This is a genomic window from Herbaspirillum chlorophenolicum, from assembly GCF_001189955.1.
In the GTDB taxonomy this organism is placed as follows: Bacteria; Pseudomonadota; Gammaproteobacteria; order Burkholderiales; family Burkholderiaceae_D; genus Herbaspirillum; species Herbaspirillum chlorophenolicum.
This window is the reverse complement of record NZ_LFLT01000023.1, coordinates 33,194-48,694: the sequence shown is the minus strand read 5'-3', so window position 1 is coordinate 48,694 and position 15,501 is coordinate 33,194. Positions and strand designations below refer to the sequence as shown.

The following is a 15,501-nucleotide window of genomic DNA, read 5'->3' as shown; positions in this document are numbered from 1 at the left end:
GGCTCGCCATTGCATCTTGCATCAAGCCCATCGGCGCGATCGTTGGAATAACCGGACGGGCACCTGCCAATTTATTGGATAGGAAACGTGGCACAGCCGCGCGGGCTACGGGTTTCCGTGCGGATATAGGGAAATGCGCCTGGATGCTCCCAAGCGCTGGGAAAACGATGGAAACCGGGTCGCCGTCAGGCCTGGCGCATGGTTGGCTGTTGCGGCTGAATTGCCTGCAGGAATTGTTCCGGCGGCACCGGGCGCCCCATGAGGTAGCCCTGCAGCGCATCGCAGCCGACCGATGTGAGGAACGCCTGCTGTACTTCGGTTTCCACCCCTTCGGCCACGATGCGCAGGTTGAGCGTGCGCCCCAGCGCCACGATGGCCGAGACGATGGCGGCATCCTCGGTGCCCGCCGAAAGGTCGCGGACAAAGCCGCGATCGATCTTGAGTTCGTTGGCCGGCAAACGCTTGAGGTACAGCAGGCTGGAATAACCGGTGCCGAAATCGTCGATGGAGATATCCACGCCCAGGTCGGCGATCTTCTGCAGCGTCTGCATGCTGGACGCGGTGTCGTACATGGCAGTCGATTCGGTCACTTCGAGCGTGAGGCAATGCGGCGGTAACTGGTGCTTCTCCAGCACCGCCTGCACCACATCGAGTAACTGGGGATCGTTGAACTGCAACGCCGACAGGTTGACCGCGATCTTCCAGTCCTGGTAGCCGAGCGTGAGCCATTCGCGCATCTGGCGGCAGGCTTCATCGAGCACCCAGGCACCGATCGGGATGATCAGGCCGGAGCGTTCGGCCAGCGCGATGAAGTCATCGGGGCCAACCATGCCATGCACCGGATGCTGCCAGCGCAGCAGCGCCTCGGCGCCGATCACGGGACCGTCGGGCGACATGAACTTGGGCTGGTACACCAGGCGGAACTGGCCGCGTTCCAGCGCTACGCGCAAGTCCTGCAGCCATTGCAACTGGTTGTGCGCATTGGCGTTCATCGATGGTTCGAAGAAGTTGTAGCCGTTACGGCCGCTGCGCTTGGTGTGGTACATGGCGGCATCGGCATTGATCACCAGGTCATGGCGCGTGTTGCCGTCATCCGGATAGATGGCGATGCCGATACTGGCCGAGACGCGCAGCTCATGCTTTTCCACCATAAAGGGCTGGTTGACTGCCTCGACCAGTTTCTCGGCGACCGGCATGGCGTCGTCCGGCTTGTCCAGCTCCACCAGGATCACGAATTCATCGCCACCCAGACGCGCCACCGTGTCGTGCGCGCGCATGGCATTGCTCAGGCGCTGCGCCACCTCCACCAGCAAGCGATCACCGATATGGTGGCCGAGCGAGTCGTTGATGGCCTTGAAGCCATCCAGGTCCATGAACATCAGCGCAAAACGGCCTTTGCTGCGCGAAGCCTTGTTGATGGCCTGGGTCAGGCGGTCTTCCAGCAGCGTACGGTTAGGCAACTTGGTCAGGTGGTCGTGCAGCACCATCTGGGTCAGCTCCTCGTTGGCTTCGGCCAGTGAGCTGGCCAGCTTGGCGGTGCGCGACTCAAGGCGGGCATCCAGCACCGACGTCAGCAGTGCGATGGTCAGGACGGCCAGCGTCACCACGATAATCAGGATCGCCAGCCAGCCGGGGCTGACGCCTTCGCGGGCGGCCATGCAGATCGAGTTGGCCGGGAAATTGGCGGCATCCATGCCGGTGTAATGCATGCCGACGATGGCAATGCCCATCACGATCGACGCGGCGGCGCGGGCGGCTTTCACATGCGGGGTATTGCGGCGCAGGCGAAAGGCAATCCACAACGCCGCGGCCGACGCCACGATTGCGATGACCAGGGACGCGACGAACAAGAGCGGGTCGTATTCGATGCCGGGACTCATGCGCATGGCCGCCATGCCGGTGTAATGCATGCTGGCGATGCCGGTTCCCATCAGCAGCGCGCTGCTCAGCAACCGGCGCAGCGGCAGTTCCGGACGTGTGGCAATCCACAGCGCATAGCCGGACACGGCAATGGCGATCACCAGCGACAGCATGGTGATCCAGGGGTCGTAGCCCAGCAGGATGGGCAAGCGGAAAGCCAGCATGCCGATGAAGTGCATCGACCAGATGCCGATCCCCATCGCCACCGCGCCGCCGGCCAGCCACAGGCGCGCCGCCATGGAATGCAGGTTGCTGGTGGTATTGATGCGCTCGGCCATATCCAGTGCCGTATAGGAGGCGAGGATGGCAACGAACAGCGAAACGGCAACCAGGAGGCTGTCGTAGGATGCGCTTAACATGGCAGTGGGGCGATGCGTATCAGAACGTCTGGTTTTCGGGATAACGACGTCACCGCTGGCGGCCCTTCCGCAGCAGCGGGCGTTCAGTTTTCCCATCCCGACGGGGAAAAACCGCCTGCATCAAAACAAATCCGGACAAGTACGACGGGGAGCTTATAAGGCGCGTCATTCTGCCACAATCAGGAAATACCCTTTGTCGAATTGCTATTTTAACAATTTCCTGCAGTCCAGACATTGCCGTCACAGCGCTTCTTGCGGCAAATACCACAACTTTATTGCGTATGGTCGATCAGTTGACGATCAACAGGATCTTTACAAGGATCAGGAATCTCATCGATTCTTCAGTATCGGCAAGGCCTCCCTTTTAACGGCCGGCATCGAGATAAACTTTACCAAGGACAACATGCTTCGTCTCCTTTTGTTCAGACAACCGACCCGATTCACGCTTGAGCTTTCCTTCGCCTGGGTATTGTGCGCCTGCCCGTTGCTGGCTTTTCTTCCCGGCACTGCACACGCCGGCATTGCTCTCGTCCAGCCGCCCAAACAGGTGGACGCCAGCAAACCGCTGGAGTTGACGCTGCTGGTCAGCGAAGACGATGAAGATGAACACACCTATCAGTTGCCGGAAACCATCACGGTGTCGGCCTCGGCAGACATGATTGCACCGATGCGGGTCCCGCTGGCGCGCGAGGCAGGCAATGGCGGCCAGACCAGCCTGACGCTGAAAAAAGGGGAATTCCGCAAGATCCGTTATCGCGGCATGTTGCCGGAACGTTTGCGGGGCATGGTGCGCATCGAGCCCATCGATATCGATGCTTCGCCGGCGCTGGTCATGGTGATCCGCCCCGCCCCCGGGCAGCCCCCGCTGGCCGATGCCGCGTCACTACCGCCTTCGGCCTCAGTTGCCGCGCCGGGTGCGGATACACCTGCCAGTGCGCCGGTGGCTCAGGATCTCCTGGACAATAGCCGCCTGTCGTTCAACGAACCGGTGTATTTCCTGGTTGGCGACAGCGGCAACAACACCAATGCCAAGTTCCAGCTGAGCTTCAAATTCCGACTGTTCATGCCGGACGATCCGCGCTCGCGCGGCCTGCTCGACAATCTCTATTTCGGCTACACGCAATTCTCGCTGTGGGATCTCTCCGCGCCGTCCGCGCCATTCCGGGACACCAACTATCGCCCCAGCCTGTTCTACTACCTGCCCGACACCGGCATTCGCAATGGCTTCGTCAGCCGCATCGCCCTGGCCACAGGCCTGGAACACGAATCCAACGGCCGGGACGGGGTCGAGTCGCGCAGCGTGAACACTTACTTCATCCAGCCCACCTTCAGCTTCGGGAACCTCAACGACTACCACCTGACGGTTTCCCCCAAGGTTTACGCCAGCCTCGGTCCGACCAACGACAATCCCGACATCAGCGACTACCGCGGCCATGTCGACCTGAAGCTGGCCTACGGCAAGCCGGACGGCTGGAAATTCGCCACGACCCTGCGCAAGGGACAGCGCAGCAACTATGGCAGCGCCGATACCCAGATCTCGTATCCCTTGTCCCGCCTGATCCCCGGCACCGCCGGTTTCCTGGTGGCGAGCTATTTCTACGGCTACGGGGAAAGCCTGCTGACCTACAACCAGAAGGAACATCCGCAGTTCCGCATCGGCTACGCACTGTGGCGCTGACGGCCTGCGGGTCTATCTGAGGCCAGCAAAAGAAAACGGGGATGACATCGTCATCCCCGTTGTTCATGACGCAACGCAATCGCTCATGCAACCGGCGTACGCATCGTCACGAACTCCTCGGCAGACGTCGGGTGAATCCCGATCGTCATGTCGAACTGCGCCTTGGTGGCGCCGCATTGCAAGGCCACGGCAAACCCCTGGACGATCTCGCCGGCCTCGCCGCCAACCATGTGCACGCCAAGTACGCGGTCGCTCCTGGCATCCACCACCAGTTTCATGAAGGTGCGCTCGGTGTTGCGTGAAAGGGTATTTTTCAGCGGCTTGAAGTCGGTCTTGAAGATCTTCACCTCGCCGACTTCCTTGCGCGCCTGTTCCTCGCTCAAGCCGACGGTACCGATGTTGGGATGACTGAACACCGCAGTCGGGATGTTCTGGTAGGACATCACCCGCTCGCCATTGCCGAACAGGCGCGACACTACCGCCATCGCCTCGGCCAACGCCACCGGCGTCAGCGCCACGCGGTCGATCACATCGCCCACGGCGAGGATGGAGGGTACGTTGCTTTCAAAATTCTCGTTGGCCTTGATGGCGCCATTCTTTTCCAGCGCCACGCCGACCTTCTCCAGGCCCAGCTTCGATGTATTGGGTGTGCGGCCGGTAGCGAACAGCACGCACTCGGCCTCCAGCACATCGCCATTGGACAGGCGCACGGTCTTGACCACATGCTCGCCGGCTTGCGCCGCCTCGACCGCATCGATGTTGGCATTGAATACCAGCTTGATGCCCTTCTTGGCCATCTCGTCGGCCAGGAACACGCCCAGATCGGCATCCATCGAGCGCAGCAGGCGGTCGCGGCGGTAGACCAGCGTAACTTCGCTGCCCAGGCCGTTGAGGATGGACGCCAATTCCACCGCAATGTAGCCGCCGCCCAGGACCACTGCCCGCTTGGGCAAGGCCTTCAGATGGAAGAAGTCGTCGGACGTGATGCCGAATTCCTTGCCTGGAATATCCGGACGTTCGGGATAGCCGCCGGTGGCCACCAGGATATGTTTGGCGGTGAAACGCCGGCCATCGACGTTGACCGTATGCGCATCCTCCACGGTGGCGAAGCCGCGGTGCAGCGCCACGTTGGCGCCGTCCAGCAGGCGCTTGTAGATATCGTTCAGGTGCGCGATCTCGCGGTCCTTGTTGGCGATCAGCGTGTTCCAGTCGAAGCTGGGCTGGGCATTCAGGCTCCAGCCATAGCCTGCCGCATCGCCGAAATCGCTGTGGTAATGCGCGCTGTAAGACATCAGCTTCTTGGGGATGCAGCCGACATTGACGCAGGTTCCGCCCAGGTCGCGGCTCTCGGCGATACCCACGCGGGCCCCGGTTTGCCCGGCAAAACGCGCGGCGCGCACCCCGCCGGAGCCACCGCCGATGGTGAACAGGTCGTAATCGTATTGGCTCATAATTTCTCCATTAGCATGGCTTGCTTGTTGTCCTGTAATGATGCGGGCGGCACGTCCGATTGCAAGGGATCAGTTCTTGCGCGTATCCAGCGCGCGCATCACCACCAGCACCGGCACCAATCCGACCGCGACAATGGACAATGCCGGCAGCGCCGCCTCGCCCAGCCGTTCATCGCGCGCCAGGTTGTGGGCAATGACGGCCAGGGTGTCGGTATCGAAAGGCCGCAGCAACAAGGTCGCCGGCAACTCCTTGACCACATCGACAAACACCATCAGCGCCGCCGTCGCCAGCGAGCGCCACAGCAGCGGCACATGCAGGCGCCAGGCGATGGCGCCGCGGCTGCTGCCCAAGGTGCGCGCCGCCTCATCCACGCTGGCGGGGATGCGCGTGTAACCTGCTTCCACCGACTGCACCGCGACCGCCGTGAAGCGTACCAGATATGCGTAGATCACACCCAGCGAGGTGGCCGTCAGCAAAATACCCAAACTGGCCGCCGGCCACACTGCCTGCAACCAGGCAACCGGCAGCAGGATGCCCACCGCGATCACCGAGCCTGGAATCGCATAGCCCATCGACGCCAGCCGCGCCACGCCGCGCAACAGCCATCCCGACACGCGGGACATGCCGCCGGCGCGCTGCGCGAAGCACAACGACAGCGCCAGCACGATCGCCACCAGCGCCGCCATGCCGCCGAAGCGGAAACTGTTCCACACCCAGCCGGCATAGCGGGAAAAACTGAACAGCGATGCCGAACCGCCCTCGAAACCGGTCTGCGCCGTGCGTCCCAGCTCGCCCCACCACAATTGCAGCAGGATCAGCACCGGCAGCACGAACCCGAGCAACACCGGCAAACCGCACACCAGCCAGGCCAGCACTGCCCGGCCGCCACCCAGCACCGGCAAGCGCGCTTCGGCGCCGCCATCATCGCCGCGATGGCCGCGTACGCTCGAAAAACGCATGCGCTGCTGCTCGCGCCGTTCCAGCCACAGCAATACCGCCACGAACAGCAGCAGCGCCGACGCGTACTGGGCAGCGGCGATGCGGTCGTCCAGCACCATCCAGGCCTTGTAGATGCCGGTGGTAAAGGTCGTCAGGCCGAAGTAGGCGGAGACGCCGTAATCGGCCAGCGTCTCCATCAGCGCCAGTGCGGCGCCGGCCATCAGCGCCGGGCGCGCCAGCGGCAGCGCCACGCGCACGATGCGTTCGCGCAGCGGCGTGCCCAGCATGCGCGCGGCCTCCATCAAATGCGTGCCGCGCTCGGATAAGGCATTGCGGGCCAACAGGTAGGCATAGGGATAGAGCGTGAAAACGAACAGAAAAATGGCGCCGGGCAAGCCGCGCACATCGAACCGGAACCCCGGAAACCAGCCGCGCAGCGTGCCTTGCACGATGCCGGCGTATTGCAGGAAATCGGTATAGGCATAGGCGCAGACATAAGCCGGCATGGCCATCGGCAGCAGCAGCGCCCAGGAGAAGAAACGCTTGCCGCGAAATTCGAACAGGCTGATCGCCACGGCAACCGTCCCGCCCACCAGCGCCACGCCCAGCGTCACCATGAGCGCCAGCCAACCCGACGTGACAAGGTAGCCCGGCAGCACGGTCTGCATCTGCTGGCGCAAGCTGTCGATTCCGGCCGCATCCAGGCCGAACCAGGCGCCGAGGATACCGAGGATGGGCAAAGCGATCAGGACTGCGAGCAAACCGATGATGTGCATGAGCTAAAAAGAATCAGAAGGACGGCAACAACAACATGGAAATACGGCAAAGGATGCATATCGGCATGGCGCGGGAGCAGTTTGTCCCGGCGCATACGCTACACTGCAGCAAATGCGAATTGTAACCATTTAAGTGAGTACTACATGTTTCTCGAAGTCGATCAGGTCAGCATCCGCTATCCGCGCACCCCGACGCCGGCGGTCGACGCCGTCTCGCTGCAACTGCAGCCGGGCCAGTTGGGTGTGCTGCTCGGCCCCTCCGGCAGCGGCAAAACCAGCCTGCTGCGCGCCATCGCCGGCCTGGAACAGGCGCAATCCGGCAGCATCCGGCTGGACGGCCGCGTACTGGACGGCCACGGCATGCGCGTACCGGCCGAGGAACGCCGCATCGGCATGGTATTTCAGGACTTCGCGCTGTTCCCGCACCTGGACATCGCCGCCAACGTCGGCTTCGGCCTGCGCGGCATGGCGCGCGCGCAACGTGCCGCGGTAGTTGACCAGATGCTGGCGCTAGTCGGCCTGCCCGACGCCCACAAGAAATTCCCGCACCAGCTCTCCGGCGGCCAGCAGCAGCGCATCGCCCTGGCCCGTGCGCTGGCGCCGCAACCGCGGCTGCTGTTGCTGGACGAACCCTTCTCAAGCCTGGATGTGGAATTGCGGGAAAGGCTGGCGCATGACGTGCGCGACATTCTCAAGCGCACGCACACCACCGCCCTGATGGTCACGCATGACCAGATGGAAGCCTTCGCCGTAGGCGATGTGGTCGGCGTCATGAAACAGGCCCGCCTCGAGCAATGGGACACGCCCTATTCCCTCTACCATCGCCCCGCGACGCGCTTCGTGGCCGACTTCATCGGCCATGGCGTGTTGATGGAAGGCCGCTTGCAGCAGCCTCGGCAAGATGGCGTATTCGAAGTGGAAACCGCAGCCGGACGGCTGCGTTCAATGACGATGAGCGGAAAAAATCCGAATTACCACGGCTACTCGGAGTACCTGGATAACCAGCCCCGCCAATCTCATCAGCGTCATCAGGATGAAGTACCGGAAAATCCACCCGGCGCACACCCGGCAGTAATCGACATACTGCTGCGCGCCGACGATGTGATGCACGACGATGCATCGCCCTTCAAGGCACAGGTATTGCGCAAATCATTTCGCGGTGCGGAATTCCTCTACACGCTGGAACTGGAGAACGGCCAGCAGCTACTGTCGCTGGTTCCCTCGCACCATGACCATGACATCGGCGAATGGATCGGCATCCGGCTGGATGTCAGGCACTTGGTCACATTCCCGGCCAGCCATCGCACGCAGAATCTGGACGCGGATGTCTGAACTGCATCTTCCCATCGAGCCGGTGGGGACGGTAGCGGCAGCATGGCCGCCATCGTCCATCACCAGCCAGTCGAGCGCGCGACGCATTAGCCGCGCGCCTTGGACAGCACCAGCAACCAGCGGCGGAACAACAGGATTTCAACGTGGCCGGGCTCTATGCCGGCGCTGCATTCAATGACGGGGTTGACGCGGTAGCGCCGTACGTAAGTATCGCGGCAGGCGAAGATTTCGCGGCGGCCGATACGCAGGCTGAACGACGACGGCGTGGAAGAAACAACGGCGAAGCGTGTGTTTGAAGCAAGATCGAAGTGTGTCATGGCAGTGATTCCTCTTCTTGTCTGTAAGAGACTTCACTGTAGCACATATACTGTACAAATACACAGTATTTTTCATACAGTAGTTTTGGCGCGACGGCCCACTATACAACAAAGCCGCCAATAGGCGGCTTTCCCCTTCCGGCGTGGCGCTCAGGCCACGCCATGCTCCAGCCGCGCACGGACGAAACCGATATGCTCGCGCAGCACATAGAACTGGTCGGCAAAGGCCAGCGGCATCTTCATGCGGTTGACCGCCGCTTCGATCTCATCCAGGCGCTTGAGCATCTCGGCCTGCTGCTCCTGCGTCTCGCGCGAAATCCCCCGCTCCAGCGCGATCAGCTCGCCATACCAGTGATAGATGCGCGAACGGATGCGCCAGCCGTACAGCATTGGCACCAGTCGGATGCCGGGAATCAGCAGCAGGATGATCGGCAGCAGGATCACCACCGCCCGGTCGACCAGGCTGGCCATCCAGAACGGCAGCGTACGGTAGAAGAAGGTCTTGCCCGACTTGTAATAGCGTGCGGCATCGTCGCTGATCGGATATTCATGCTCCAGCGGCGCCGGAAACTCCCCCGCCTTTTGCATCACGTTGGCCTTGCCATGTACTTCGTGCGCCGCCTCGATCAGCAGGTCGGACAAGGCCGGATGCAAGTCGTCGCGCGCCACCAGTTCCGCCGTCGGCGCCACCAGTTGGGTATCGCGCGAAGGCAGGTTGCGCGCCAGATCGAACACGCCCATCGGCATCTTCAGGATGTTCAGGTAGCGGAAGCGCCGCACATAGGCATCGGCCTGCGAGAAATCCAGCAGCCGGATGCCAGGCGTGCGCAGCAGCTTGCCCATGGTCGCCACCGATACCGAATCCCCCATCAGGAAAGCGGCATCGATCTTGCCGCTCGTCAGCGCCTGGGCCGCGTCATCACCGCCGATGCTCAACAGCTCGGTGCCGCCGCCCTGCTCCACGCCATTTGCCTTGAGCAGCGTCAAGGCCAGCACGCTGGAGCCGCTACCCTCGCCGCCGATGGCGATGCGCTTGCCCGCCAGTTCCGAGAGCTGGCGCAACGGCGGCGCGGGCTTGCCGTCCTCGCGCAGCGGCGGACTGCGGTAATAAATGGATACCGGCACATAAGAGATGCTGCCCAACGACACCAGCGGCGCCAGCGCATCGGCGCTCACCGCGCTGGCCAAACCGCCCTGAACGAAGCCCACATCCACGTCTTGCGCCGGATCGGCCAGCCGCTTGAGGTTATCCAGCGAGCCGCCGGTCTCGACGATATTGAGCTTGATGCCGTCGCGCGCCAGGATGGTGCGGTAGCGTTCGGCCACGCGCCAGAAATTACTGTCCTTGGGGCCGGCCGCGATGGTGATGTCGGACGGCGGCGCCGGCCTGATCAGCCAGATCACCAGCCAGGCGCCGACCAGGATCAGCAGGATGAAGGGCCCGAAACTGACTGCCAGGTCGCGCCAGGAGATGGCGACGAAGCGCGCCTTGATGCGGGTAGCCGAGGGCTTGTAGGCGGAGAGTTTTTTGTCTTTGAGCATGCGCCCTATTCTAGGGCCTCTTCGGCCGGAATTGCGACGTACAAATGCCCGCTCGCAATTCCGCCACAGCGCTCAATAGGTTTTGTACGGCAAAAACTTGCCGGAAAGCATCACATTGACGCGATCGCCATTCGGATCGGCCTGGCGCTGGATGTCCATCTTGAAGTCGATGGCGCTCATGATGCCATCGCCGAATTCCTCATGGATCAGCTCCTTGATGGTGCTGCCATAGACGCTGACGATCTCGTACCAGCGGTAGATCAGCGGGTCGGTCGGCACCGGCGTGGGCAGCGAACCCTTGTAGGGCACGATCTGCAGCCACAGGGTTTCCTCGTCGGTCAGCGCGAACAGCTCCTGGGCGGCGGCGGCCTGCTTGGCGGTCAGCGTCATCTGGCCGAGCATGGCGGCGGTCGTCCACTCCTTGCTCTGGCCGATGCGCTCGGCGATCTGGGCCCAGGTCATCTTGTTCCTGACCTTGGCGGTGATGATCTTCTGGGTGACTTGGTTGCGGTCCATGTGCTCTCTCCTCGAATCGGTTGACGAAAATAGCGGGCGACGACTCATGCGTCCCGATTCGTCATTGAGCAAGGGATATGCCAGGCCGGAGGCAAAAAGGGCTGCCCGCAGGCAGCCCTTTGCTATCGAACGCGGTGCACTGTCACGGCATGTACTGCCCCCCATTCACCTCAATGATCTGCCCCGTCACATACCCCGACATCTGCTCCGAAGCCAGATAGAGGAAAGCCCCGCTGCACTCGTCCGGATCGCCGATGCGGCCCATGGGAATGGTCTTGCGGAACGCTTCCAGCTGCTCCGGCGTGGTGAAGCGTTCCTGGAACGGCGTCATGATCACGCCCGGCGCCACCGCGTTGACACGGATCTTGTCGGCCAGCAGTTCCTTGGCCATGCCGCGCGTGATGGTGCTGACAAATCCCTTGGAAGCCGCGTAGATCAGCGCGCCCGGGCCGCCGCCGTGGCGGGCCGCGACCGAGGTGACGTTGATGATGTTGCCGCCGCCCTGGCGGCGCATGACCGGGATCACGGCGCGCGTGAAGGCGACCACCGAACGGGCGTTGATGTGGACGATGTCGTCGAACAGTTCGTCGGTGACCTTTTCGAGCGGCTCGCGCTTGACCAGGCTGCCGGCGTTGTTGATCAGCACGTCGATGCGGCCGAGCTGCTCGACTGCGCTGGCGATTGCCTGGTTGATGGCGTTGCTGTCGCGCACATCAGCGCCGATGGTGATGGCTTTGCTGCCGGTTTCGCGCACGTCGGCGGCAACCAGTTCAGCTTCCTTTGCCGAGCTGTTGTAGTGGACGATGACGTGTGCGCCGCGCGCGCCGAAAGCGCGGGCTGCGGCGGCGCCGATGCCGGTGCTCGCGCCGCTTATGAAGACGACTTTTCCAGCCAGATCTAGCATGCTGTTCTCCTGTGAAAATTAAACGGTGATTGATCGTTCATGCTCCGGCTTATGGGATTGGGCGGCCCTGCGCCCTGCCGGTATCGCTTGTTCTGTATCGGGCATCGCAGGCATGGCGCCGCGACGGTGCTGCCAACGCCGCCGTTGTGGAGAGCCGCATGGGAGCGGCAACGGCGGCGCGTCATGCTTGAGTGGTCTTAATCGTGTACCGATTCGTCCTTGTTGCGCGCCGCGCCGCGGTAAGCGTCGCGTACGTGAATCAGATGGTTGCGCATGGCATCGGAGGCCTTCTGCGGATCGCGCGCCTTGAGCGCATCGAGGATCTCGCGGTGGTCCTGCAGGCTGCGCTCCAGCGTGGCCGGGATGCGCGAGGTGATGGTGCGGCTCTTCTTGCCCAGCATGTAGAGGCTGCCGGCGATGCTTTGCAGGAATGGGTTGTCGCAGGCTTCGATAATGGCTTCGTGGAATTCGACATCGGCGGCGGCGAAGGCGGCCGGGTCGGACAACAGACGCGCTTCGTCTTCCACGTTGCGCACCAGGTGCGCCAGTTCGGCCTCGCCGATGTGGGTGGCGGCCAGTGCGGCCACGCCGGTTTCGATGATCAGGCGCGCGTCGAACAGCGCTTCAAGCGTGCCGGCGTTGAGGTCGATGATCATCTCCAACGGCTCCAGCAGCTCACGCGTTTCCAGCGAACTGACGAAGGTGCCCTCCCCCTGGCGGATGCGCAACAGGCCCAGTAGCGCCAGGCCGCGGATCGCCTCGCGCACGGCCGGGCGTCCCACGCCCAGCATGGCGGCCAGTTCGCGCTCGGGCGGCAGCTGCTGGTCGGGTTTCAGCAGGCCGCTGCGGATCATGGTCAGCAAGCGCTGTGCGACTTGCTCGGAAATGGACTTCTGGACGATGGGATCAAAAGACATACTGTCGGAGTGAGCGCCTAAGGGTCGGATGAATCATTGCCATGGAGGCAATGCCTTGCTGGCCGCCGGCTATGCCGGGAAAGGTAAGACCAATGGCTGTGGAGGATAGGTACCCGGCGGTGAAGTGTCAAGCCATGAGAATTTCTGCTGCACTGCAGAACAAACCTGAACGAAACGGGCCCGCAGGCCCGCTTCGAAACAACTCATCCGTATCAGAACATCCAATGCCACTTTCCTTCTTGCATGCTCGCCTCCTCAACCGCCATGACTGGGCTTGGCTACGCCGGCATGCAGGCACGTCTGGCGGCTCAGCATCAGCGTCACGATTGCCGAAATCGCCAATGTGCCCGCCACCACGTACAGGCCGGCGGTGTAGCCGCCCGTCACGCTCTTCAGCCAGCCGATGGCAAACGGGCCGACGAAACCGCCCAGGTTGCCCAGCGAATTGATCATCGCAATGCCCGCCGCTGCACCGGCGCCGGAGAGAAAGGTGCTTGGCATGGCCCACAGCGGCGCCTTGGCCGAGCTGATGCCCACGTTCACCACCACCAGCGACAGCACCACGAACAACGCAGTGGTGGCGTTGCCGGCCAGCAGGAAGCCCACGCAGGCCAGCACACAGGGAATCACCACGTGCCAGGTACGCTCGCCACGGCGGTCGGAGTGACGCGCCCACAGCACCATCGCGACCACCGCCACCACGCTCGGCACGCCGGTCAGGAGGCCGGTCTGGAACGGCGTGAAACCGAATTCGCGGATCATCAGCGGCGCCCACAGGCCCAGTGTGTAGAGACCGGCGGAAGTGCCGAAGTAGATCAATGCCAGGGTCAGCACGCGCATGTCCTTCAACGCACGCCAGGCACTGGCGGTATGGCCGTGGCCGCCCTTCTTCGCATCCGCCTCGGACTTCAGGCGCGCCACCAGCCATTCGCGCTCATCGTCGTCCAGCCACTTGGCCTGCTCCGGCTTGTCGGTAAGGAATTTCAGCACCACGAAGCCGAGGATCACCGCCGGCGCCGCCTCGATGATGTAGAGCATCTGCCAGTCGGCCAGGCCGAACACGGAGGGCATCTGCATGATGGCGCCCGACAAGGGCGAACCCAGCGCCACCGAGATCGGCGCGGCGGCCATGAACCAGGCGGCCGCTACCGCGCGCTGCTTGGCCGGGAACCATAGCGAGAGGTAAAGGATGATGCCGGGGAAGAAACCGGCTTCAGCCACGCCCAGCAAAAAGCGCAGCACATAGAAGCTGTTGGGGCCGACCGCGAACGCCGAGATGGCCGAGATCAGGCCCCAGGTCACCATCACGCGGGCGATCCAGATGCGCGCGCCGACCTTGTGCAAGATCAGGTTGGACGGCACCTCGAACAGGAAGTAGCCGATGAAGAACAGCCCGCCGCCCAGGCCGAAGGCAGTCGGCGACAGGCCCAGCGCCTTGTTCATCGTGATGGCGGCGAAGCCGACGTTGACGCGGTCGAGGAAGCTGATGAAATACAGCAGCATCACGAAGGGAATGATGCGCCACATGAGTTTGCGGGATACGCGTGTTTCGATATCGTTTTTCATTGTCTCCTCCTTGGAGAGGGTGGCGGGGTTCGCGGCCCCGTCTTGGATTTTTGTTGGAATGCGCAAACAGCTTCCCCCGCAGTGCCTTGCGGCACTGACGTTCAGTACACACGGAAGAAGTGGCGGCCGCGCGGGCCGCCGGTTCAGGTTCAGGCCGCCCGTTGCACTTGCGTGGCCTTGGTGACAAAGGCGCACACGGCCTCGGTCACCTGCACCGTCGTAGCCTTGCCGCCGAGATCGCCGGTGTGCAGCGCCGGATCGGCGGTGACCACCTCGACCGCCTGCATGACCTGTGCTGCAGCCTCATGCTCGCCCAGGTGTTCCAGCAGCATCACCACCGACCAGAAGGTGCCGACCGGATTGGCCAGCCCTTTGCCCATGATGTCGAAGGCCGAGCCGTGGATCGGTTCGAACATCGATGGATAGCGGCGCTCGGGATCGATATTGCCGGTGGGCGCGATGCCCAGGCTGCCGGCCAGTGCAGCGGCCAGGTCGGACAGGATGTCGGCGTGCAGGTTGGTAGCCACGATGGTGTCCAGCGTGGCGGGACGGTTGACCATGCGCGCGGTGGCGGCGTCGACCAGCTCCTTGTCCCACTTCACGTCCGGGAACTCCTTGGCAATCTGCAGCGCGATCTCGTCCCACATCACCATCGCATGGCGCTGGGCGTTGCTCTTGGTGACCACGGTCAGGAGCTTGCGCGGACGCGACTGCGCCAGCTTGAAGGCGAAGCGCATGATGCGCTCGACCCCGGCGCGGGTCATCATCGAGACGTCGGTTGCGGCTTCGATCGGATGCCCCTGGTGCACGCGGCCGCCGACGCCGGCGTATTCGCCTTCGGAGTTTTCGCGCACGATGACCCAATTCAAATCTTCCTGCTTGCAGCGCTTGAGCGGCGCATCGATGCCGGGCAGGATGCGCGTCGGGCGCACGTTGGCGTACTGGTCGAAACCCTGGCAGATTTTCAGGCGCAGGCCCCACAGCGTGATGTGGTCGGGGATGTGCGGGTCGCCGGCCGAACCGAACAGGATGGCATCCTTGCCGCGCAACGCGTCCAGGCCGTCGGCCGGCATCATGGCGCCGGTCTTGCGGTAGTAGTCGCCACCCCAGTCCAAGTCTTCGAATTCGAAGGCGAACTTGCTGCTGGTGGCGGCCAGCGCTTCCAGCACCTTGCGGCCGGCGGGAATCACTTCCTTGCCGATGCCATCGCCCGGGATGGTTGCGATGCGATATGTCTTCATGTCTCCGGCCTTTCGAAAAATGTGTTGGTGACCGGTACTGTA

At 62.9% G+C, this 15,501-nt stretch carries 12 protein-coding genes; 2 read left to right on the top strand and 10 right to left on the bottom strand.

From position 1 onward, the window contains the following. Positions 1 to 185: 185 nt before the first annotated feature. Positions 186 to 2,279, bottom strand: a complete 2,094-nt coding sequence (locus AKL28_RS14760) for a putative bifunctional diguanylate cyclase/phosphodiesterase (protein WP_050468925.1) — start codon at positions 2,277 to 2,279, stop codon at positions 186 to 188. 403 nt (positions 2,280 to 2,682) lie between these two features. On the opposite strand from AKL28_RS14760, the gene AKL28_RS14755 reads away from it, so the two are divergent. After that, positions 2,683 to 3,957, top strand: a complete 1,275-nt coding sequence (locus tag AKL28_RS14755; RefSeq protein ID WP_050468924.1) for a phospholipase A — start codon at positions 2,683 to 2,685, stop codon at positions 3,955 to 3,957. Positions 3,958 to 4,040: 83 nt separating this feature from the next. Here AKL28_RS14755 and gorA read toward each other — a convergent pair whose 3' ends face one another. After that, positions 4,041 to 5,408, bottom strand: a complete 1,368-nt coding sequence (gene gorA / locus AKL28_RS14750) for a glutathione-disulfide reductase (protein ID WP_050468923.1) — start codon at positions 5,406 to 5,408, stop codon at positions 4,041 to 4,043. Between the two features lie 69 nt (positions 5,409 to 5,477). Beyond that, positions 5,478 to 7,124 carry an ABC transporter permease gene (locus tag AKL28_RS14745; RefSeq protein ID WP_050468922.1) on the bottom strand — a complete coding sequence of 549 codons (1,647 nt, stop codon included), beginning with the start codon at positions 7,122 to 7,124 and terminating at the stop codon, positions 5,478 to 5,480. A 144-nt stretch (positions 7,125 to 7,268) separates the two neighbouring features. Here AKL28_RS14745 and AKL28_RS14740 point away from each other — a divergent pair, with 144 nt between their 5' ends. Beyond that, positions 7,269 to 8,456: an ABC transporter ATP-binding protein gene (locus AKL28_RS14740; protein WP_050468921.1), complete on the top strand. Its 1,188-nt coding sequence runs from the start codon at positions 7,269 to 7,271 to the stop codon at positions 8,454 to 8,456. Positions 8,457 to 8,542: 86 nt separating this feature from the next. Here AKL28_RS14740 and AKL28_RS14735 read toward each other — a convergent pair whose 3' ends face one another. The 7 genes from AKL28_RS14735 to AKL28_RS14705 all read right to left on the bottom strand — a co-directional run bounded on the left by AKL28_RS14735 (position 8,543) and on the right by AKL28_RS14705 (position 15,459). Further along, positions 8,543 to 8,773: a hypothetical protein gene (locus tag AKL28_RS14735; protein WP_050468920.1), complete on the bottom strand. Its 231-nt coding sequence runs from the start codon at positions 8,771 to 8,773 to the stop codon at positions 8,543 to 8,545. Between the two features lie 150 nt (positions 8,774 to 8,923). Then, positions 8,924 to 10,315, bottom strand: coding sequence for a TAXI family TRAP transporter solute-binding subunit (locus AKL28_RS14730; RefSeq protein ID WP_050468919.1), 1,392 nt, complete (start codon positions 10,313 to 10,315; stop codon positions 8,924 to 8,926). A gap of 72 nt (positions 10,316 to 10,387) precedes the next feature. Beyond that, positions 10,388 to 10,831: a cyanase gene (cynS, locus tag AKL28_RS14725; RefSeq protein WP_050468918.1), complete on the bottom strand. Its 444-nt coding sequence runs from the start codon at positions 10,829 to 10,831 to the stop codon at positions 10,388 to 10,390. Positions 10,832 to 10,973: 142 nt separating this feature from the next. Continuing rightward, positions 10,974 to 11,735 (bottom strand): SDR family NAD(P)-dependent oxidoreductase, encoded by a 762-nt coding sequence (locus tag AKL28_RS14720; protein ID WP_050468917.1) that lies wholly within the window; start codon positions 11,733 to 11,735, stop codon positions 10,974 to 10,976. A gap of 197 nt (positions 11,736 to 11,932) precedes the next feature. Beyond that, complete coding sequence (locus tag AKL28_RS14715; protein ID WP_050468916.1) at positions 11,933 to 12,652, bottom strand: FadR/GntR family transcriptional regulator; 720 nt, start codon at positions 12,650 to 12,652, stop codon at positions 11,933 to 11,935. Between the two features lie 255 nt (positions 12,653 to 12,907). Further along, the gene (locus AKL28_RS14710) at positions 12,908 to 14,218 is read right to left on the bottom strand and encodes an MFS transporter (RefSeq protein WP_050468915.1); all 1,311 of its coding nucleotides are present in this window, start codon (positions 14,216 to 14,218) and stop codon (positions 12,908 to 12,910) included. A gap of 149 nt (positions 14,219 to 14,367) precedes the next feature. Beyond that, entirely contained in the window at positions 14,368 to 15,459 is a 1,092-nt protein-coding gene (locus tag AKL28_RS14705) for a tartrate dehydrogenase (RefSeq protein WP_050468914.1), read from the bottom strand. Positions 15,460 to 15,501 lie beyond the last annotated feature (42 nt).